Origin of the sequence: Arthrobacter sp. E3, assembly GCF_017353415.1 — a bacterium.
Lineage (GTDB): Bacteria > Actinomycetota > Actinomycetes > Actinomycetales > Micrococcaceae > Specibacter.
Window position 1 is genome coordinate 220062 of the sequence record NZ_JAFMPX010000001.1, and the last position, 20337, is coordinate 240398.

Genomic DNA, 20337 nt, shown 5'->3' on the forward strand with positions numbered 1-20337 from the left:
CGGATAGGCACAGCGTCTCCCGCCTTTCCGAAATTCGCTTCTCCCCACCCGTTCTCACCGCTCGCAAGCTCGCGGCGGGTCCCTCGGCCGCTACGCTTGGTCCATGCGCGAACTACAGGCACGGATTATTGGTGAACTTGGTGTCCAGCCCCGGATTGACCCGGCTGCGGAGATCATCCGGCGGGTCCAGTTCCTAAAGGACTACCTCAAGGCCACGGGCACGCGCGGCTACGTGCTGGGCATCAGCGGTGGATTGGATTCCACGCTGGCCGGGCGGTTGGCGCAGCTGGCCGTGGAGGAACTGGCGCAAGAGGGAGTCGAGTCCAACTTCATCGCTGTGCGGCTGCCCTATGGCGTTCAGCACGACGAGGCTGACGCGCAGTCCGCCATGGAGTTCATCAACGCCAAAACCGAGTGGACGTTCAACATAGCCCCGGCCGTGGACGGCTTCGAGGCCGAGTTCGCCAAGACTGCAACCGAAGACGTCAGTGATTTCAACAAGGGCAACATCAAGGCGCGTTCGCGCATGATTGCCCAGTACGCACTGGCAGGCCAATCGAATCTACTGGTCATCGGCACGGATCACGCGGCCGAGTCGGTCACCGGCTTCTTTACCAAGTTTGGCGACGGCGGAGCTGACATCCTGCCGCTGTACACCTTGAACAAGCGACAGAACAGGGCCCTGTTGAAGCAATTGGGCGCCTCCGAGCACCTCTACAACAAGGTGCCTACGGCAGACCTTCTCGACGGCGTGCCGGGACGCACCGACGAGGCGGAGCTGGGCATCTCGTACAACGACATCGACGATTACCTCGAGGGAAAGACCATCCCCGAAGAAGCGGCCGAATCAATCGAACGCCGTTTCCTTCAAAGCCGACACAAACGCACCACGCCAGTGTCCCTGTTGGACACGTGGTGGCAATAACAGCCCGCGCAGGAACCACCCCTGCCCCCTTCCCCACTGACGCTCCTGCACCAATCGGGGCTTAATGCGGAACGCTCCTTCACTAGCGTGGAGGAGCGTTCCGCATTAAGCCCCGGAAAGTGCAGGAGCGTTGGGAAGGGGGCGGGATTTCTTCGCTGTTTTGGCACGCCGATGGGGAACATCCGGCGTTTGCCCCAACCTCCCGCAGCATTAACTTGATAGCTTGGAGACGTGAAGATTGCTACCTGGAATGTGAACTCGCTCAGAGCCCGTGCCGACCGTGTGGAGGAGTGGCTGCGCCGCACCGACGCCGACGTGCTGGCCATCCAAGAAACCAAGTGCAAGGACGAGAACTTCCCGTGGGAGCTCTTTGAAAACAACGGCTACGAGGTCGCCCACTTTGGCTTCAGCCAGTGGAACGGCGTGGCGATCGCCTCCCGCGTGGGGCTCGAGGACGTTGAACGCACCTTCGTGAACCAGCCCGCGTTCGGCAAGGGCGGCAAGGACCCCGTCCAAGAGGCCCGCGCCATTGCCGCCACCTGCAACGGCGTGCGCATTTGGAGCCTCTATGTACCCAACGGCCGCGCCCTTGAAGACGAGCACATGCCCTACAAATTGCAGTGGCTAGACGAGCTGAAGAACCAAGCTGCCGGCTGGCTCAGCGCGGATCCTGACGCCCAGATCGCACTCATGGGCGACTGGAACATCGCCCCCCAGGACGACGACGTCTGGGACATCGACTTTTTCCGCACCCAGGGACTCACCCACGTCAGCGAACCCGAGCGGGCAGCCTTCGCGGCGTTCGAAGCGGAAGGGTTCGCCGACGTCGTCCGTCCCTTGCACCCGGGCCCCGGTGTCTACACCTACTGGGACTACACTCAGCTTCGCTTCCCCAAGAAAGAGGGCATGCGCATCGATTTCGTCATGGCCTCCCCCGCTTTGGCCGCACGCGTCACAGCTGCCGAAATTGACCGCGAGGAACGCAAGGGCAAGGGCGCCTCAGACCACGCCCCCGTCATTGTGGAGCTGGACTAACCCATGACAGATGGGCTGTATTTGGGCGGTGTGCAGCTCCCGTTTGTCTCGTGCCTGCGCGTCTACCTGCCCCGCGAATCCTACACAGCGAAAGAGTTCAGCTATCTTGAAAGCCTGCTGGATCCAGCGCAAAACACGATCAGTGTAGACGCACGGGAACTTGCCGATTCGCTGGGCAGGGTGAGCCGGCCGCTCCCCAACCCACTTCCGACGCCGGACGGGGACCGGGTGCGCGTGCTCACCATGGGCGAGGGCGAACCTCCACTGTATGCGCCGAACCAGGTGGTGGCCCGTTCGATAGCGGGTGCCGCTGAGCTGCTCAACGGAACGATGGAGACCTTGGCCAATCTGGTGCTCTCAGAAGAGGAATGGGCGCTTGAGTTGGCCCGTGCCGCCGCCACGCACCAACATGAAATGCCGTTGCAGACACGCTCCTCCACGTGGGGCATCCCGTTTAGCTGGTTCACTCTTGTCTATGCCAATGACCGCATGGAAGTGGTTGAGGCCAACGGGAGGATCCTGACCGTGCGGATCCAGGTGCCTGTGTCCATTGCCTTGGGCAGGGCCGAACGGTTCCTGGCCATGCTCGGGCAGATGGCACCGGACCTGGACTTGCTGACTGAGCTTCAGGATCTGTCCCATTGGCTGGCCACTTTTGATGCCGGCGGCGTCCTCGAACTTGACTATGGTCCAGTGGCCAACCGGGTCCACCCCGACGACTCCCCGGCTGATGTCCACATGGGGTTGCAATGTCTGGCCGACGGCGACTTCACCGGCGCCGCTGCCGCCTACCGCCGGCTGGCCAACCGTTGGATGCCCATCCGTCAGCTGGCACGAGCCAGTTAGTGCGTGCCAGTTTATGAGAGCCGCTTAGCGCTGGGGAGGCGCTGTGGAGTTCCGCTCGAGCAGTGCGAACGGCATGATCTTCTCCTGAACTGACCCAGCGACCCCACCGAGTTCAGCCAGTACCATTGTGGCGGCAACCCGGCCCTGGTCCCACGGGTTTTGGGCCATGGTGGTCAACCCGGCCGGTGCCGAAAAATCATGATCGTCAATGCCGATCAGCGAAAGTTCCGCAGGTATTCGGATACCGCGCCGTTGCGCTTCAAACATGACTCCAAGCGCCATTTCATCCGAGCCGCAGAAAATAGCGGTTGGGTTTTCCCCTGCAAGGTCGAAGATCTGCGCCGCTGCCCGGACACCACCGGACACGGTGTAGTTCCCAGGCACCATCCACTCGGGCCGCAGCTGAAGTCCGGCACGTGACATGGCAGTCTCGAATCCGGCTGTGCGCAGGTTCGGCACTTCGAAGTCTTGCTCGTCCTGGGGCCCCCCACGAAGGTAGCCAATGTTCCGATGGCCCAGTGCGATCAGATGCTCCGTGGCAGCTTGTGCTGCAGCGCTGTCGTCGATGAAAACTCCCGGGCAGCCCGCAACAGGTCCCCCAACAGACAGCACTGGAATGCCGGTGTGGTGGAGTTGAAGCACTTCCTCTGGCGAGAGTTCCAAGGTGAGCACCAGGAGCGCGTCAATTTGTTTACGCACCATGGTTTCAGAGAAGCTGCGTTGGCGCCCATACGCGGAAGTACCACCCAAGCTGAACAGGAGCAGGTTGTAGCCGCTGTCACGCAACACCTGGTCAACGCCCTCAATGGCATGGCCAAAGTACCAGCGGTCAACAGAAGGCACCAACAAGCCAACCGTTTCAGTCCGTCCAGATGCCAGCCCGCTCGCAGATCGTGAGGGCACATAGCCAAGTTCCTGAGCCACGGACAGCACCCGCGCCCGCGTCGCTGGGCTGACCCGTGGAAGTCCACGGAGCGCACGCGAAACGGTCGCGGTGGAGACTTGTGCCAGCTGGGCCACATCTTCGATGCCGACTCTCATGGCTGCTCCTTTCGCTGTCCACCAAGTCGTGCCTAAAGCTGCGCCTAGAGCGGTCGTTTACCGCGCCGCTTGGGGAGCTTCCGGCGAAGTCTGATCATTCCCCACAATCCAAGGCAGACCAGAAGCAGTCCCATGGCCCACATCAGAGCCGGCTGGCCGGTGAGTTCCAACCAGAGCGTTATCCCGAAGAGCACCACGGCCCAAAAGCCAAGAAAGCCGATGATGATGTCAAAGTCCTCGGCACTCTTTTGCCGGGTTGTGGGTATGTGCAGGCCATCTTGTTTCTGCTGCTTTTTGTCTGCACGCTTGCTCCCTGCCATGGCCTACTTCACCGCCCCTGCGGTGAGTCCGGCCACGATCTTGCGCTGGAAGATCAAGACCAGTACCACCAGGGGAATAGTGACCACGGTGCCAGCGGCCATGACCGCTGTGTAGGGTTCCTGATGTGGCTGGGATCCGGCAAAGCTCGCGATGGCCACCGTGACTGTTTGGGTGGCATCGTTGGAAAGGATGCTGGCGATCAAGTATTCGTTCCACGCTGCGATAAATGCCAAGATCGCGGTGGTAAACACTGCCGGTGCAGCCAGTGGCATGATGACTTTGCGGAAGGCTTCCCCTGCCGTACACCCGTCAATGCGTGCCGCTTCCTCCAGCTCCCAGGGCATCTCCCGGAAGAAGGAAGTCAGGGTATAGACCGTCAGCGGCAGCACAAAGGAAATATTGGGAATGATGAGCGCCTGGTAGGTACCGGTCCAATTGATATTCGTGAACAGTTGGAACAACGGCGTGACAATCGCAACGCCGGGGAACATGGACGCACCCAGGACAACACCCAGCACCATGAACTTGCCGCGGAAGTTCAGTCGGGCAAGTGCATAGGCGGCAAAGACACCAAACAGCAGTGCCACTGCTGTGGTGACACCGGAGATGAACAACGAGTTCAGCAGAGCCCTGTCCAAGTGGTTGCCCATCTCGGAGGAGAACGCCGTGGCGAAGTTGTCCCAGGTGACGTGCGTGAAGAACGGGGTTGGGTCGAAGGTGTAGCCCACGTCCCGGAATGCGGTAACCACCATCCAGTAGAACGGAAGGAGGCACCAGACAACAATGACAATTGCACTGATGTAGGTGCGGGAACTGGCCCACATCACCCGCCTGCGAGCCACCCCTTTCGCCGCTGCTGTGCGGGCATCGCCTGTGGCTGTTGAAGTGCTCATTTCTGCTTCCCCTTTGCTTCACCGCTGGCGGATTCGACGGCGTTGGCACCCAGGAATCTAACGAAGATGAACGCCACAATGAAGATGATCAAGAACGTGATGGTAGAAAGGGCCGCGGCTGAATTGAAGCCGATCCGAATTTGGTTGACCACCAAAATCGACAGCGTTGTGGTTCCATTGGCGCCGCCTGTCATAATCGCTGGCAGGTCGTACATGCGCAGTGCATCAAGCACACGGAACAGGATTGCGACCATCAGGGCCGGCTTCACCAAGGGCAGGGTGATCATCCGGAAGCGCTGCCACGTGGACGCACCGTCCACCTTGGCCGCTTCATAAATATCCCCGGGGATCATCTGCAGGCCTGCCAGAATAAGCAGCGCCATGAATGGCGTGGTCTTCCAGATATCGGCAATGATGATCGCTGCACGGGCCGGCCCTTCGCTGCCGGTCCACAGGATCGAGGTGTGGAACAAGGTGTTGGCGATACCGTCAAAGGCGAAAATGAAAAACCACAATTTGGCGGTGACAGCCGTGGGAATGGCCCATGGCACCAGTACCGCCGCGCGCAGCACGCTGCGGCCACGGAAGGCACGGGCCATGATCAGTGCCATCCAGAAGCCAAGGATTGTCTCAAAGAAGACCGTGATCACCGTGAAGAAGAAGGTAACCCCTGTGGCCGACCAAAACTGTGCACCCAATGTTCCCGGCGGGCAGCTGACGGTGGTTCCGCCTGGTCCGGTGCATTGTTGAAAAATCCAATGAATGTAGTTGGCGAAGCCGGCAAAGCCACCCGCCACAAAGGTTCCCGTTACCGGATCCAGGCCTTCGTCCTGCTGCAGCGACATGATGATCGCATTGACCACCGGATAGGCGATCACGATCGCAAGGACCACCATTGTCGGGGTGATCAGCATTGCAGCCAGCCGCCCCTGGGTTTTCTCCTTGCGGTCCGCTCCGACCTCCTTGCTGCCGGGCGTCTTGCTACTCTTGACCGCCGGGTCTAAATGTGTCGACATGCCAGCTCCTTTCAGCACTTTCAAATTGCTGCCGTCACCCTCTGGGTGCAGCGGTCTTGCCGATCCCAGACATCCCGGGGAAAGACCCAAAAAAATATAAGCTTTTGCACTCCGGCCCGGCCGGTGCGCATGCCGACAGCAGACTATTGGCATGCACACCAGACCCCGGAACTGCATTTCACTTGCGTCCTGCTGCCACCCTGTGGATGGCAGCAGGACAGTGGACTACTTGGAGACAGCGGTGGAGATGGCCGCTTCCATATCAGTCAGCGCCTGGTCCACAGTTTTGCTGCCCTGCAGGGCAGCAAAACTGTTTTGCTGGATCGCTTGGGTCACTGCGGGGTAGAACGGCGTTACCGGGCGCGGAACGGCGTTCTCGATGGATGTCTTCAAAACAGGCAGGTACGGCAGCTGCTTAACAAGCTCGGCGTCGTCGTACAGATCGCCGAGGACAGGCGCCAGGGATCCCTGGGTAGCGTAGAACTTCTGCGATTCCGGACTTGTCATGAACGCAAGGAAGTCCTTTGCCGTTGCCTTGTTCTTGGAGTACACGCTCACACCCATGTTGTGCCCGCCCAAGCTGGAAGCACCGGGGCCGTCCTTGCCGGGAAGCGGGGCAATCCCGAACGTGTCCTTAACCGTGGAGGAACCATCCGTCTTGGCTAGGTTGTAGACGTAGGGCCAGTTGCGCAGGAACAAGAGCTTCCCAGCTTCGAAGGACTGCCGTCCCTGCTCTTCCTGATAGGTCAGTGCCTGCTTGGGGATGTTCCCGTTCTTGTAGGCAGTGACGAGGTTTCCCAGCCCAACCTTGGCATCCGCCGAGTTGACGGTGGGTTTGCCGTCCTTGCCGATGATTTCCCCGCCTTGGGTGTTGATGGCCTCGGCAACGTTGACCGTCAACCCCTCATATTGTGCGAACTGCCCGGCATAGCAGTCAATGCCCTTGTCCTTGGCGATGGAGCACATGCCCATCATTTCTTCCCAAGTCTTCGGAGGGGTGGGGACCAGATCCTTGCGGTAGTACAAGATGCCGCCGTCGGAGGTCTGCGGGAGTGTGTACAGCACTTCGTTGTACGTTCCGGTCTTCACAGTTGCCGGCAGCATGCCCTCTGTGGAAACTGCCATCTTGTCCTTCAGCGGCTGCAGCCAGCCCCTGGCAGCAAATTCAGCGGTCCAAATGACATCCACACTGGCCACGTCGTAGTCAACGTTCTTGGCTTGGAAGTTTTTCACCAGGTCGTCGTGCTGCTGGTCGGCGTTGTCGGACTGTTCCTTAAACGTCACCTTCTCATCCGGGTGGGCCGCATTCCACTTATCGAGCAGTGGACGGACAACGTTGGAGTTGTCCTTGCCCTGCACGTACGTGATGGGGCCGCGACCGTCGAGGTTTGCCCCTGCGTCACCGCTGGCATCCCCGCCCCCACCGCCGCCGGAGCCGCCGCCACAGGCGGAAAGTGCCATAGCGGCCGCTGCAATAGCTGCCAACGGCAAGTACATCTTTGACATTTTACGTACCATGCTCATACTCCTAAAAGTGAACGGACTCCAACATGCGGCACGCGGCTAACCAATGCGTCCACGAGTGGTTTAGCTCACACTAGTGAGGCTAACCGGCATAGTGCAAGCGCTTGCATCAATTTGTTACCAAATTATTTCACCGGAGATCGCCGTGACATGTTTTCACCGTGATCAGCAGAGGCCGTGGTGATTCCTCTCCGAGCTGCGCCACCTGGCCCCTCCTCCAGAGATTGAACCAAGGGCACAAAAAAGGTGGCGATGCCCGTATTCAGGCACCAGCCACCTTTCTTGAAAATCCTGTCTTGAAACCCGAGTGACTACTTCTCGTGCTTGAACATTCCGGTGATCTTGGCGCCAAGTCCCTTTGCATGCTCCATGGCATCTTCGGTGAAGTCCTTGATGTTCTCCGTCGCGTCCGCGGCAAACTCCTTGGCCTTGTCGGCCGCTTCACCTGCGAACTCCTTGATGTTCTCGGTTGCGTCTTCCGCAAAGTCCTTGATGTTCTCGGTGGCGTCCCCGGCGAAGTCCTTGGCCTTGTCCGCGGCGTCTGCTGCGAATTCCTTGGCCTTGTCGGCATTGTTCTCGGTCATATTGCCCTCCATGACGAATCGATGTGGCCCTGGTGCAAGTTGCCTCTCAGGGTGATGAGAAGAGACTAGCGGACTCTTTCAGCTTTCGTGAACCGTGATCGAGCCCCGGTGCCGATGCTCAGCAGAACAGGAACTTCCATCCCCAACAGTTCATCTAGCGCGCCGACCAATTCCACCACATCCACTGCCAGCTCGTTAGGGGCAACCCCCTGCCGGGGGAAAACCCGCACTTTCAGACCAACCTCGTTGCGGAAGTCATAGCTCGTGGCGGAGACGCCATATAAATCTGTCCTTTCAAGCAACGCGCTCTTGATCGCATTTTCAGCCACGGCGCAACTGAGCTTGACCCCACCGGCGGCCCCGTCGTGGTCAACGTTGCCTTGATAGTCCAACAAAGTGCTGGCACGGCCTTTGCCTTGATTAGCAATCCAGGAAATCATCAAAATGACGACGACGAGGAAGAACACAGCGGCTGCCAGCCATATCCAGCTCTGTGACGTGAGCAGCAGCCGTGACCGCTCTTCGTAACCTTGCAACCAGGCCACCTGCGCCGACGCGTAGTCCTGCCACCAGTGCGCTGCAGCAGGAACAGCCGCCACCAGGACCATGCCGGTGCCGGCAAGCAAGAGGAGCAGGCCGATGAGGCTCAGCAGGAAACGGTTGAGCCCGCGCGGTGTTCCGTTCATACCCCGATCACCCCGCTGTCAGATAGGTTTACCATGACCGACGGCTGGGGATCCAGTGCCATGGCCTCCAGCTGACCTTCCACGGCAGCCTTGATGTCCCCCTCGGAGATTCGGATGCCGGACGTGGGCCGGATGTTTACTTGAACCACCCGTGCGGAAATTACCACCACGACTTGTTCGCGGGTAACTCCTGCTGCCATGCGCGCAGATTTGGCCAGAGCTGCGGCAATGACCTCGTCATCAACCACGATTGCGACGCGCGGGTCGGCCAGCACGTGCCGTGCCCGGCGCCCTGGAAGAAGCCCGTGGCCAAGAAACACCAGTCCCACGAGCGCTGCGAACACACCGGCTGCGCCCAACAGGATGGGTGAAGACCCACCCGGCAGGCCTGCAATCCATTCAGCGGCCGACATCGGGTCGATCAGCCACGCTGGCTCTCCCACGGCGGCCAAGGCCATCTCCAGCAGACCGTAGAGAGCGAGCACGGTAATTGCAATGGCTGCAAATGCCGACAGGCCGGAGCGCGCCGAGTGCGTTTCCCGCCGTACCGCATGCCGCATGAAGGCACTCACAGAACCCTCCCACCCTCACGCACAAGCAGTCCAGAGATCCGCACGTCAACCCGGCTCAGCTGCGATCCGGTCAGCCATTCAACCCGGGCCAAAATGCTGGCCTTCGCGGCCGTGGCCCGGTTCAGAATGCTGCCACCGCTCTGCGCAATCCGGTCAGAATTCCGGCAGACCTCACTCAAGGAGGGCGCGCCCATCGGTGAGGAGACTGACAGGGCCAGCGCTCCGGCGTCGTCGGACCAACTCACACGGACTTGCGTGGACGGCACCGAGAGGACTTCCGCCGCCGCAACTTTTGCCACGGAAGTCAGCGCCTGTGCGCTGATCCGGTTGTGCCCGGCAAAGATCCGTGACACCGCCCCCTGCCCGCCGATGGTCTCCGACTTGTGCACAGTGTTTCCATTCACGGCGGTTTCATTGGCCGGTGCTTGGCTCACGATGAGGAGCGCCGGCCGGTCAGGGCATCAATGGCACCGCGCCAATCGAGCTTTCCACTGGCAGCCCGGCCCACGAAAGCCCCAACAGCAATGAAGATGATGGAGACCACGAACCCCCAAAAACCAAAGGCAAAGGCCATAAAGGCCAAAAACGCCCCGAACGCTGCACACACCACACTAAGATTCACGGCTTCCTCCCTGGATCGTTCGGATCGTTCGGATCGTTGCTGAGGATGTCGGTTGAGACTGCAGTCGGTGCAACCCCGGTAACCCGCGTCGTATCAGTAACGCTCTGTTTGCCGGTAACACCCATGCGATCACTGAGCCGGCTGCGTCCTGCAGGCTTTTCAGCGTCAAGGGACGGGATATGGACGTCGGTAATTTCAATGTTCACTTCAATGACATGACGGCCCACCAATTCCTCCACTGCGTGATAGACAGCCCGGCGAACCGTGTCGGCCAAGGTTTGCAGCGGGTACCCGTATTTAGCCAACAGGACAATGTCCACGGCCACTTGTGATTCCCCCACTTCAACACGCACGCCCTGGGTCAGGTCAGCGGCACCTACCACCTCGCGGATGGCACCGATGGACCGCGACGCCCCCGATCCCAAGGCATGGACTCCGGCAACGCTGCGGGCAGCGATGGCCACGACCTTGGCAACAGCCGTGTCAGCGATCACCGTACGCCCCTGGTTGTTCTCCACATCAAGGATGGTCGGGTCCTGTGAAGCTTGGTTATGCGAGTCCATGGGCGGCCCTTTCTGTTTCTCTTACGGTAAGCCTATGCACGGCAAAGTTGCAGGGCAACGTGGCCGATCACCGAAGGGGTGATTGCCGCGCCTTGCTACTTTCCTTTGCAGTTCGCTTCCAACCACGTGCTGACTGGTTCCATGGCTTTGCGGAATTTCTCATCGTCCAGGCTCTTGGCGCCGGGCCCGCTCTCATCGAGAACCTTCAGGAGTTGCGCAAGGTCTCCCTTGACTTCGCTGGGAACTTTGGCCATGGCTTCTCGAACCAATTTTTGCAATTCCGGGAGGGAGTCCTTCGCCCCTCCCACCTTGCTCAAAAGCACCAATCCGCCGCCACCCACCACCACGGCCGTGACGCTCAGGCAGGCTTCAACGTTCCCACCCAGGCCAGCCAAGTTCGTGGGCAGGATGAGTTCTTCCGACTTCGCACCGCCATCCCGCTGACCAGTGTCTGAATTTTGCCCGGAGTCCCCTCCCGAGTTACCAAAATCTGGGACCAGCGAACAGGCCGAGACCACCAGCGTGGCAATCAGCGCGATCGACAACAACAGCACCAGCCGCAGAACACTTCGCAACACGCCCAGGGGAACCCTCCATGTGGAACTTGAAACCGTGAACCATTGAGCCATCATTGTGGCACATATCACAGGGGATACTAACGGGAACCTACCGGATGTGAATGTTAAAGCAAGAAACCCCCGAATGACTTCGGGGGTTTCTTTAAGGTGGCTCCGACCGGCGTCGATCCGGTGACCTTTCGATTTTCAGTCGAACGCTCTACCAACTGAGCTACAGAGCCTTGGTGATCTGAAAATCTTTTCGTCACCAGATTCCCTTGAACCATCCAAGAAAACCAAAGCGACCCTGACGGGACTCGAACCCGCGACCTCCGCCGTGACAGGGCGGCGCGCTAACCAACTGCGCTACAGGGCCATACTTACTTCTGTTTTGTTACCATCAGCACTCTCGTGTGATTTTCACGATTTATAGCGTACCAGCAATTTTTTGTCTGGTTTACCACTCACTCGCAAAGTACCCCCAACGGGATTCGAACCCGTGCCGCCGCCGTGAAAGGGCGGTGTCCTAGGCCGCTAGACGATGGGGGCCTAAGTCAGCTTCAAAGCCTCCGCATTGTCTCCAGTGCATCGGTCCGAAGTGGACTTGAAAAACTATAGGGCTTATTTGCCCAGAACACAAAACGAGCTTCCCTGCTCCAAGTCATTAGGCTGGGGGCATGCGCGAGAACCCCCTGGCCAGCATCCCTTCTTTTGGCCCTTTCGACATGAATGAGGAGGAGTTTGATGCTGCCGCGCAGGCTGCCATTGCTAGGATTCCCGCCAGCATCCGCAAGGAAATGGACAACGTGGCGATCTTCGTTGCCGAAGCCTACGAACCCGGTCCGCACGAGGACCCGGACACCGTGCTGCTGGGCCTCTATGAGGGAACCCCGCTGACTGAGCGAAGCAGTTGGTGGGACACCGGCTCCCTGCCGGACAGCATCACCATTTTCCGCCGACCCATCCTGGAAATCTGCGGGAGCCACGAGCAGGTCATCCACGAAATTACCGTGACGGTTGTGCACGAGATTGCCCACCACTTTGGCATCAGCGACGAACGCCTGCATGAACTGGGTTGGGGATAAATGACGTCAATGTGTTTCATAGTGACCCAGTTGCCCGTGTTGCCACAGACTTCCCACTGGCCTTAAAGTCAGAGGAACTGTGCCACCGTGGCATCAACCGAATTCCACACCCCCGCCACCGCAGCACCTGCTCAATTCCCGGCCCTTGCCCCCGCTTCCCTCAGCACGGCTTTCCTAAGCACGACGGCGGCGCAACAGTTCGCGATGCGACCGTTCAGTCCCACGATTCCCAGCCAGGAAGACATCGACAAGGCCAAGAAATCTGAGTCCACCACGGCTGCCGCGTCCGCTCAGCTGGAGGCGATACGCAGCCAAGCCAATGACAAGCTTGCAGCCTCAACAGTGGCAGCCATGGGCGCCAATAGTGCCTACACCGCGGCCTTTGTGACCGTTGACCAGCGAGAAGCCGAGGCTGCAACAGCTCCAGCAAAAGCGAACGAAGCTGCAGGGCTGCAGAAAAGGCCTCGCACGCCCGTGCCCAGTCAGCAGCAGATGCCCAAGCCGCCGTCGTCGCCGAGAATAAGGCTCAACGAGATACCCTGTTCCAAAGGCTGGCAGCGCTGCACAACACAACCGTGGCACTGGAAGGTGCCCGGGTGGACGAGTTGGCCCGCAAGACACAGGAAGCTGCGTTGCAGCAGCAAATTGCAGCTTCCAGCAACGCCTCCGTGCCCACCCCGCCGAACACTCCACCCAAGCCGGCCGCAGCCTTGACCCCAGCGGGGGCGGTTCGGCCCCTCAACCCGGCTTTGCCGCCGCGGGAATATCAGTGCCGCGCCACGGCAGCGACCAGTTCTGGGCTGCACTGGTACGGGTCCCGCTGTCCCAAATGCAGTATGGGGACCTGCTGGTCTTTGACGGCGACGGCAACGGCCGTTTCGGTCATATCGCCATCTATATGGGCAACAACCAAGTGGTCCAGGCACTGAATCCCTGGCAGCCCATCGGCGTCACCCCGTTGTCGTGGATGTCCACCATGAGTTTGCACCCGTACGCGGCAAGGTTCTACGCGGCCAGGTATTGAGCACCAAGGTTCTGAACGTACAAGTAATGCGGGGCAGCCAGCTAATGCCGACTGCCCCGCATTGCTTGTCCAAAGAACGCGATATTCGAATGTAGGCGCTGCCTAAGCTAGACGTTCAGCAGTGGCCCAAAGGCGGAGCGGTCACCTTGTCGAGGATCTTCGCGGTCGCGCACCACCATGATGGGGCCTTTCGCGTGGTGGCGGACGCCTTCAGTGGTGGAGCCGAGCAACATGCCGGCAAACCCGCCGCGCCCACGGGTACCCATGACCACGAGTTCGCTGGTCTTGGTGGCAGCAACAAGGGTTTCCACCGCTGATCCTTCAACGAGGCTGATCTCAATGGGCAGCTTGGGGAAGTGCTTGCGCAACCAGCTCTCACCGGCGTCGAGCTGTTCCTGGATCTCGGCAAACAGCGCCTCACGGTCAACGGGTGCCGGCATCCAAGCCAAGGACCCGGTGTACGGCTGCACGGCGCAGATGATGCGCAGCGCACTGCCGGAACGTTCAGCCTGCTCCGCAGCCACAAGCACTGCGTACCGGGCCTGGTCCGAACCGTCGACACCCACCGTGACCACGTTTTCGAGTTTTGCTTGAGCCGCTTCACCCTCTGGCCCGTCGGACATGCGTGGCGCGCAGCTCAATGGCACCGTCACGGTAGGGCATTTGGAGTGGGCGGGCAATGCTGAGCTGACGCTCCCCAGCAGGCGGCCGATGAACCCGCCCCTGCCACGCGAGCCAAACACCAGCAGTTCCGCGGTTTCGCTCAATTCCAGCAGCACCCCGGCCGCGTCCCCGTTTTCAACCCTTGCATCCATCTCGATATCAAGGTGGGCTACTTTTGCGGCTCCTTCGCGCAGGATGGCTTCGGCACCTTGGCGGATGACGTCGTCGTCCACGGTGGCATAGCCGCCGTCGAGCCCCGAAGCGGCAAAAATAGGCACGGTATAGGCGGTCACTAGATGAAGTGGAGATTTGCGTAACTTCGCTTCGCGAGCGGCCCAAATCAATGCGCAGGTGCTCTGCTCCGAGCCATCGATGCCGACCACAATCCCGGTGGGGCTGGGGACTGCACCGGGCGTTGCGGCCTGGGGTGTTTCCTCTGGGCTGCTCATGCTGCGCCTCCTGTTTCGCGTGTGCCCGAGGGTGGGTAAACGCCGTGGCAACTTCCCCTCGCGGCCTGTACTTGTGACTATTGCGGGTTCGGCTGGGCGCGTCAAGTTGCCTCGCTGGACTGGGCAAAAAACTCGCCCCACGTCTCCGGCCCCAAGTTTCCCGGACATGTGACAGAGTTGGGGCCATGAACACCTTTTGCACTGCGGGAGGCAACATTGGAACTGCTTGATTCTGCTGTGGAGCGGGGCCGCAGCGGTAGCCAATCCCCTGCAGCTGACTGGCAGGGCGCGGACGCTGCCTGCGCCGGACTCGCCACACCGCTGGCGGTCCTGGACCTCCGAGCCTTGTCCTTCAATGCAGGCTCGTTGTTGCGCCGCGCAGCCGGCAAACCTGTCCGGGTGGCCAGCAAATCGATCCGCAGCAAAGAAGTCCTGCGCGCCGTTTTGAAACAGCCAGGATTTGCAGGCATTTTGGGATTCACGCTGCCGGAAGCACTATGGCTTGCCAGCGACCCATCTGGGGTATTCACCGACATCGTGGTTGCCTATCCCACCGCCGACGAGCACGCGATGCGCGCATTGGCCACCGACCCTGCAGCATGTTCACGCATCACGTTGATGGTGGATTCCACCGAGCAGTTGGAATGGATGTCCGCCGTTTTGGCAAGCGTGGCTCAGGTCGCTCCCATCCGGCTCTGCCTTGACCTTGACTCTTCGTGGCGGCCGTCAGTGCGCGGACGGACAGTAGGCCACATTGGTGTTTACCGCTCCCCCGTCCACACCGGGGCAGACGCAGTCGCGCTGGCCTTGGCGGTCAGCGGCTGGAAGAACGGCGCGGGGCCACTGTTCACGCTGGTCGGAATCATGGCCTACGAAGCCCAGGTGGCGGGCCTGCAGGACTCCCCACACACGGCAAACAAGGTCGCCGACCTGGCCAAGTCCGTTGTCCTGCAGCAAATGCAACGGGCTTCGATGGCGGAGATCACCCACCGCAGGGCCAACGTTGTTGCGGCAGTGCGGAACATCGCAGATCTTGAGTTCGTCAACGGTGGTGGGACTGGGAGCCTTGAGCTCACTACCACCGACCCTTCCGTGACGGAGCTGGCGGCTGGCTCCGGCCTGTTCGGCCCCACGCTTTTCGACGGTTATTCACGTTTCGCCCCGGCCCACGCCGTCGGCTTTGCTGTGCCGGTAGTCCGTCGCCCGGCCCCTGGGATTGTCACGGTGATGGGTGGCGGCTGGATTGCCTCCGGCCCCGCTGGCGCAGACCGCTCCCCCGTTCCTGTGCACCCGGCCGGGCTCTCCCTGATTGGCACGGAGGGCGCGGGCGAGGTGCAGAGCCCGTTGCGCGGCACCGCCGCCGATCAGCTGCGGATCGGCGACAAAGTGTGGTTCAGGCATGCGAAGTCGGGTGAGATTTGTGAGCATGTGGATGCCCTTGAAGTGCTCGACGGCGGCCAAAGGGTGGCCAGGGCACTAACCTACCGTGGGGAAGGCAAGGCCTTTGTATGAATGAGTGGCGCAATTGGGCCGGGGACCAGCGGTGCCGGCCCAGTGCCGTGGCCCGTCCAAACACGGTGGCTGAAGTATCGGTGCTGGCTGCCTCGGCCGCAGCATCCGGGGGTACGCTCAAGGCCGTCGGAGCTGGTCACAGTTTCACCGACATCGCCCTGACAAACGGTGTTCAGGTGAGTCTTGACGGGCTCAGCGGGCTGCTCAAGGTTGATCGCACAGGCAACCTCGCCACGTTCGCCGGCGGCACGCGTCTGTATGAAATTCCAGCTTTGTTGGCACCCTACGGTTTGGCCATGGAAAATCTTGGTGACGTTGACAAGCAGTCCATAGCGGGTGCCATCTCCACCGGAACACACGGCACGGGGCTGAAGTTCGGCGGCATCGCGGCCCAGGTCCAAGCCCTGACATTGGTGGACGGAAGCGGCGAGGTGGTGCACTGTTCGGCGACGGAGAATGCAGAAATCTTCGCTGTTGCCCGGGTGGGGCTGGGCGCCTTGGGCATTATCACCTCCGTCACCTTGCAATGCGTGGCCACCTTCATGCTGCATGCGGTGGAACGGCCGGAGCCCTTGGCGGACGTATTGGACTCCTGGCAGCAGCGGATCAGTGACCACGACCACTTTGAGTTTTACTGGTTCCCGCACACCGATCTGGCGTTGACAAAAACAAACACTCGATACGCCGTCGGCACCCTGCCTGAAGGCATCGCCCCACTGTCCACCGCTGCGCGCCTCATCGATGACGTGCTGGTTTCCAATGCCTTGTTCTCCGCACTGTGCAACGTCACGGGCAAGGTGCCGGCCAGTATTTCCCAGGTGAACAAAGTGGCGTCCAAGCTGACCGGGAACCGTGAGTTTGGCGATATGTCCCACAAGGTCTTCGCCACCTCGCGCAGCGTGCGCTTCCGGGAAATGGAGTATGCACTGCCGGTCGAGGCCATTCCAGCGGCGTTGGACGAACTCGACGCCATGATCACCCGTCGCGGACTACAGATTTCCTTCCCGGTAGAGGTCCGCAGCGCAGCAGCAGACACCATGGCTCTTTCCACCGCCAACGGACGTCAAAGTGGCTACATCGCCATCCACCAACACATTAAAACGGTACCCTTTGAGTACTTCCGGGCAGCCGAGGAAATCTTCCGTTCCCATGCGGGTCGTCCGCATTGGGGAAAGTGGCATTTTCTCCAATCGAAGGACTTTTCCGCACTCTATCCAGACCTTGAAAAGTTCTGTAAGGTTCGAGATGTTCTCGATACCAAGCGGATCTTCAGCAATGCCTACTTGGATCGGGTCCTTCCCTAAACCGCATCACAGAAGCGCGCTTCACGCATCAGTCTTGCTCCCGGCTGTTGCGCCTCAAGAGTTCTCCTACCGTTCGAGGAGGCATTTGCCATGACTGCTGAACAAACCACCACCTTAGTGATTGGTTCGGGCTTCTCTGCCCTGGCCATGGCCGCGGAACTCGACCAGCAGGGCATCCGGGCCATCGTGGTGGATGGCTCCCGCCCCATGAAACAGCACCCCACCATGGGTCCCACAACTGGCGGCATCAGCTTGGCAGAACTCAGCGAACGCAGCGATATTGTGCGCCTGCTTGAACACTATGCGCGCCGCCACGAGCTTGACCTGCGGCCGGAAACCCGAGCCCTCGAGCTGACCTGCACCCACCAACCAACGCCAATGGAAAATAGGTGGCAGGCGCAGACGGCTTCTGGAATTCTTAGCGCCCACAGCGTTGTTTTTACCCGCAGCGCGCTCGGCCAGCTCCGCCGTGTGCTGCGCAGCGTGGGAGTCACGACCACCGCTGATGTGTGTACCGGCATGAGCGCGTTGGGCCTGTACCTGGTGGGGGTCGGTGACCTTGCGCTTCCCACCACCCAGGAAATCCTGCATCAGGCACGGCGGGCAGGTCAGTCGATCTCGGCCCGTCTGGCAGCCAGCGAACTGGGCTCCGTGACTGCACTGGCTTAGTAAGGTCATGATGCGGGTCCACCGGTTGGCGCTGGCGCAGACTTCCTTAGTCTTCGTTGCTCAAGCGGCGCCGGGCCAACACGACCAAGGCCACCACAATGCCGAGCAGGACCACCACCATGCCAACGATGGCCCATGGCGCTGTATTGCTGTTCTGCGAAATTTCCGGGGTGCTCTGCGGCGGTGCTGAAACTGAATTTTCCGGCCCTACCACCACTGCCTGTCCAGCTGTTGCCGTGGAAGCCGCCGTGGCGGTAAAGGCGAATTCGCCCTCGATGGGGTGGGCGTCGGAAGAGACCAGCCGCCATTTCACCGTGTATTTTCCGGCGGGCGCACCAGCGCGCACATGCTGCGTTGCGACCTTGTCCAAGACGGCCACGCTCCCGCTGGCCCAGTCGGTGCCAGCTGCGTCAAGAACCTGAACTTCCGAGCCGATCACGGCTGGGGTGTTCGTCAGACTGATCTGAACCTCAGCCGGCAAGCTCCCCACCGTGGATCCGTCAGCCGGGGAAGTGCTGGTGACTGCGTCATGAGCCAGCGCCCCGCCTGCGGAACCGAACAACAGCAGCATGAGTGCCATGATGGCCGCAAAAGAACGTCGCACCAGCTTATGAAGTGTCATGTTCGTCTCATCCGGCTGATGGTTTGCGGGACTCTTCACAGCGTTAATTCCTTTGATAGACGGATCAGGCGCTCCTCACCGTATCCCAAAATCATGGGAATTTCCGGAGAATGGCGGCATCTGGGTGAGCAACAGAACCTCGTCAAGTCCCGCCGTCGAGCTTGGACAAGCTCTATTATCACGCTGAGCATTAAAAAGTGCCGGTACGCAGATACCCGCTAGGATTTGCTCGGATCACCTAAACCCCATCCCACTACGCCCGAAGGGCAATTACATGACTACCACGGCTACCAAAATAGGCCTTCGCCTGTCAGCGGTCGACAGATACTTCATGCTCACTGAGCGTGGCTCAACCTATTCGCGCGAGATCCGCGGCGGCTTCGCCACGTTCTTCGCAATGAGCTACATCGTGGTGCTGAACCCGCTGATCCTCGGCGGAGCTGATTCGGCCGGCGGCGAGCTGGGCATTGAACGCGTTGCCGCTGTGACCGCATTTGTGGCCGGTATTTTGACCATCATCATGGGTGCCTGGGCCAAACACCCATTCGCCCTGGCAGCCGGACTGGGCGTCAACGCGTTTGTGGCCGTCACGGTTGCCACCAACCCGGGCCTGACCTGGCCTGATGTCATGGGTCTGGTGGTCCTCTCCGGCATCACCATGTTTATTCTGGTGCTCACGGGCTTCCGCACGGCGGTGTTCAAAGCCGTCCCTGAAGGCCTGAAAACCGCGATCGTGGTGGGCATCGGTATGTTCATTGCCCTCATTGGCCTTGTCAACGCCGGCTTTGTGCGTCGCATCCCCGATGTGGCAGGCACCACCGTCCCCGTGGGATTGGGCTTCGACGGCAAGCTGATGGGCTGGCCCACCGTGGTGTTTATTGTTGGCCTGATCCTCACCATCGGTTTGGTGGTCCGCAAGGTCAAGGGCGCGATCCTGATCGGTATTGTCGTCTCCACCGTGTTGGCCAACATCCTTGAGCTGACCCTGCACATTGGTCCTTCCTTTGACGGCACCACCAGCAACCCCCAGGGCTGGTCCCTGGTGTCCCCGCAGCTCACCCAGTGGTCGCTGCCTGACTTGTCCTTGATTGGCCAAGTCAATATTTTTGGTGCGTTTGGCAAAATCGGTGCGTTGGCAGCTGTACTGCTGGCCTTTGTGATCCTGCTGAGCATCTTCTTCGACGCCATGGGCACCATGGTGGGCCTGGCCGCAGAGGCCGGTTCACTGCGCAAGGACGGCACCATTCCCGACGTCGACAAAGTCCTTCTTGTGGACGCTTTCGGCGCCATCGCTGGTGGCGGCGCATCTGGTTCATCGAACCAGATCTTCGTGGAATCCGGCGCCGGAATCGGCGAGGGTGCCCGCACAGGAATAGCATCGATCGTGACGGGCCTGCTGCTGTTGCTGGCCATGTTCATCACCCCGCTCATCAAGCTGGTCCCGTTCGAAGCGGTCGCCCCGGCACTGGTCGTGGTCGGTTTCATGATGGTCTCCCAGGTGGGCAAGATCGACTGGTCCGACTGGGGCATTGGCATCCCCGCGTTCCTGACATTCACGCTGATGCCGTTCACGTACTCCATCGCCAACGGTCTCGGTGCCGGCTTCATCGCCTTCGTGCTCATCCGCACCTTCCAAGGCCGGGCGAAGGAAATCCATCCGCTGATGTGGGCTGTTGCCGCAGCCTTCGTGCTGTTCTTCGGCATTGGGCCCGTGGAAGCGTTGTTCGGGATCGGTTAGCCCCAGCTTTTCCTCCCCCGGTTCGGCCGGGTCTGTGGTTTCAGACTGCGGCAGGTGCCGGTGGGTGGCGCTTGGGCAGCGCGTGC

At 60.4% G+C, this 20337-nt stretch carries 22 protein-coding genes, 3 tRNA genes and 1 pseudogene; 9 read left to right on the forward strand and 17 right to left on the reverse strand.

The annotated features are described in order from the left end of the window. Positions 1-103: 103 nt before the first annotated feature. From nadE to JMA46_RS01045, 3 genes are all read left to right on the forward strand, one after another. On the forward strand, positions 104-925 hold the full coding sequence (nadE, locus tag JMA46_RS01035) for an ammonia-dependent NAD(+) synthetase (protein WP_207343431.1): 822 nt from the start codon (positions 104-106) through the stop codon (positions 923-925). 231 nt (positions 926-1156) lie between these two features. Further along, positions 1157-1960 carry an exodeoxyribonuclease III gene (locus JMA46_RS01040; protein WP_207343432.1) on the forward strand — a complete coding sequence of 268 codons (804 nt, stop codon included), beginning with the start codon at positions 1157-1159 and terminating at the stop codon, positions 1958-1960. Between the two features lie 3 nt (positions 1961-1963). Next, on the forward strand, positions 1964-2806 hold the full coding sequence (locus JMA46_RS01045; RefSeq protein WP_207343433.1) for a hypothetical protein: 843 nt from the start codon (positions 1964-1966) through the stop codon (positions 2804-2806). A 24-nt stretch (positions 2807-2830) separates the two neighbouring features. On the opposite strand, the gene JMA46_RS01050 is transcribed toward JMA46_RS01045, so the two are convergent. From JMA46_RS01050 to JMA46_RS01120, 15 genes and pseudogenes are all read right to left on the reverse strand, one after another. Next, the gene (locus tag JMA46_RS01050; RefSeq protein ID WP_207343434.1) at positions 2831-3847 is read right to left on the reverse strand and encodes a LacI family DNA-binding transcriptional regulator; all 1017 of its coding nucleotides are present in this window, start codon (positions 3845-3847) and stop codon (positions 2831-2833) included. 44 nt (positions 3848-3891) lie between these two features. Then, on the reverse strand, positions 3892-4167 hold the full coding sequence (locus JMA46_RS01055; RefSeq protein WP_247646939.1) for a hypothetical protein: 276 nt from the start codon (positions 4165-4167) through the stop codon (positions 3892-3894). Between the two features lie 3 nt (positions 4168-4170). Further along, positions 4171-5061 (reverse strand): carbohydrate ABC transporter permease, encoded by an 891-nt coding sequence (locus JMA46_RS01060; RefSeq protein WP_207343435.1) that lies wholly within the window; start codon positions 5059-5061, stop codon positions 4171-4173. Then, a complete protein-coding gene (locus JMA46_RS01065; protein ID WP_207343436.1) occupies positions 5058-6077 on the reverse strand; it encodes a sugar ABC transporter permease in 1020 nt (339 codons plus the stop codon). The genes JMA46_RS01060 and JMA46_RS01065 overlap by 4 nt, the downstream gene beginning before the upstream one ends. A gap of 225 nt (positions 6078-6302) precedes the next feature. Next, the gene (locus JMA46_RS01070; protein WP_247646940.1) at positions 6303-7595 is read right to left on the reverse strand and encodes an ABC transporter substrate-binding protein; all 1293 of its coding nucleotides are present in this window, start codon (positions 7593-7595) and stop codon (positions 6303-6305) included. 317 nt (positions 7596-7912) lie between these two features. Continuing rightward, a complete protein-coding gene (locus tag JMA46_RS01075; protein ID WP_207343437.1) occupies positions 7913-8185 on the reverse strand; it encodes a hypothetical protein in 273 nt (90 codons plus the stop codon). Between the two features lie 65 nt (positions 8186-8250). Beyond that, the gene (locus JMA46_RS01080; protein ID WP_207343438.1) at positions 8251-8871 is read right to left on the reverse strand and encodes a hypothetical protein; all 621 of its coding nucleotides are present in this window, start codon (positions 8869-8871) and stop codon (positions 8251-8253) included. Beyond that, positions 8868-9443 carry a DUF6286 domain-containing protein gene (locus JMA46_RS01085; protein WP_207343439.1) on the reverse strand — a complete coding sequence of 192 codons (576 nt, stop codon included), beginning with the start codon at positions 9441-9443 and terminating at the stop codon, positions 8868-8870. The genes JMA46_RS01080 and JMA46_RS01085 overlap by 4 nt, the downstream gene beginning before the upstream one ends. Next, positions 9440-9814: a hypothetical protein gene (locus JMA46_RS01090; RefSeq protein ID WP_207343480.1), complete on the reverse strand. Its 375-nt coding sequence runs from the start codon at positions 9812-9814 to the stop codon at positions 9440-9442. The genes JMA46_RS01085 and JMA46_RS01090 overlap by 4 nt, the downstream gene beginning before the upstream one ends. 59 nt (positions 9815-9873) lie before the next feature. Beyond that, positions 9874-10065 (reverse strand): hypothetical protein, encoded by a 192-nt coding sequence (locus JMA46_RS01095; protein WP_207343440.1) that lies wholly within the window; start codon positions 10063-10065, stop codon positions 9874-9876. 173 nt (positions 10066-10238) lie between these two features. Then, positions 10239-10628 (reverse strand): annotated as a pseudogene (locus JMA46_RS01100) (Asp23/Gls24 family envelope stress response protein); the annotation flags it as partial. Between the two features lie 95 nt (positions 10629-10723). After that, positions 10724-11206 (reverse strand): hypothetical protein, encoded by a 483-nt coding sequence (locus JMA46_RS01105; RefSeq protein ID WP_207343442.1) that lies wholly within the window; start codon positions 11204-11206, stop codon positions 10724-10726. A 148-nt stretch (positions 11207-11354) separates the two neighbouring features. Then, positions 11355-11427 (reverse strand) — tRNA-Phe (locus JMA46_RS01110). A gap of 60 nt (positions 11428-11487) precedes the next feature. Next, a tRNA-Asp gene (locus JMA46_RS01115) sits at positions 11488-11561 on the reverse strand. Positions 11562-11661: 100 nt separating this feature from the next. Beyond that, a tRNA-Glu gene (locus JMA46_RS01120) sits at positions 11662-11734 on the reverse strand. Between the two features lie 128 nt (positions 11735-11862). Between JMA46_RS01120 and JMA46_RS01125 the strand changes: the two genes are divergently transcribed. Both JMA46_RS01125 and JMA46_RS01130 read left to right on the forward strand, forming a co-directional pair. Continuing rightward, positions 11863-12270 carry a metallopeptidase family protein gene (locus tag JMA46_RS01125; RefSeq protein ID WP_247646941.1) on the forward strand — a complete coding sequence of 136 codons (408 nt, stop codon included), beginning with the start codon at positions 11863-11865 and terminating at the stop codon, positions 12268-12270. A gap of 769 nt (positions 12271-13039) precedes the next feature. Beyond that, entirely contained in the window at positions 13040-13294 is a 255-nt protein-coding gene (locus JMA46_RS01130) for an NlpC/P60 family protein (RefSeq protein WP_207343443.1), read from the forward strand. A 107-nt stretch (positions 13295-13401) separates the two neighbouring features. Here the strand turns inward: JMA46_RS01130 and JMA46_RS01135 are convergent, their stop codons facing one another. Then, a complete protein-coding gene (locus tag JMA46_RS01135) occupies positions 13402-14406 on the reverse strand; it encodes a universal stress protein (RefSeq protein ID WP_207343444.1) in 1005 nt (334 codons plus the stop codon). Between the two features lie 216 nt (positions 14407-14622). On the opposite strand from JMA46_RS01135, the gene JMA46_RS01140 reads away from it, so the two are divergent. The 3 genes from JMA46_RS01140 to JMA46_RS01150 all read left to right on the forward strand — a co-directional run bounded on the left by JMA46_RS01140 (position 14623) and on the right by JMA46_RS01150 (position 17891). Then, a complete protein-coding gene (locus JMA46_RS01140) occupies positions 14623-15918 on the forward strand; it encodes an alanine racemase (protein ID WP_207343445.1) in 1296 nt (431 codons plus the stop codon). Beyond that, positions 15915-17222, forward strand: a complete 1308-nt coding sequence (locus JMA46_RS01145; protein WP_207343446.1) for a D-arabinono-1,4-lactone oxidase — start codon at positions 15915-15917, stop codon at positions 17220-17222. The genes JMA46_RS01140 and JMA46_RS01145 overlap by 4 nt, the downstream gene beginning before the upstream one ends. 90 nt (positions 17223-17312) lie before the next feature. Further along, positions 17313-17891, forward strand: a complete 579-nt coding sequence (locus tag JMA46_RS01150; protein ID WP_207343447.1) for an FAD-binding protein — start codon at positions 17313-17315, stop codon at positions 17889-17891. A gap of 46 nt (positions 17892-17937) precedes the next feature. Here JMA46_RS01150 and JMA46_RS01155 read toward each other — a convergent pair whose 3' ends face one another. After that, positions 17938-18513: a copper resistance CopC family protein gene (locus JMA46_RS01155; RefSeq protein ID WP_207343448.1), complete on the reverse strand. Its 576-nt coding sequence runs from the start codon at positions 18511-18513 to the stop codon at positions 17938-17940. Positions 18514-18787: 274 nt separating this feature from the next. On the opposite strand from JMA46_RS01155, the gene JMA46_RS01160 reads away from it, so the two are divergent. Continuing rightward, entirely contained in the window at positions 18788-20251 is a 1464-nt protein-coding gene (locus JMA46_RS01160) for an NCS2 family permease (protein ID WP_207343449.1), read from the forward strand. Positions 20252-20337 lie beyond the last annotated feature (86 nt).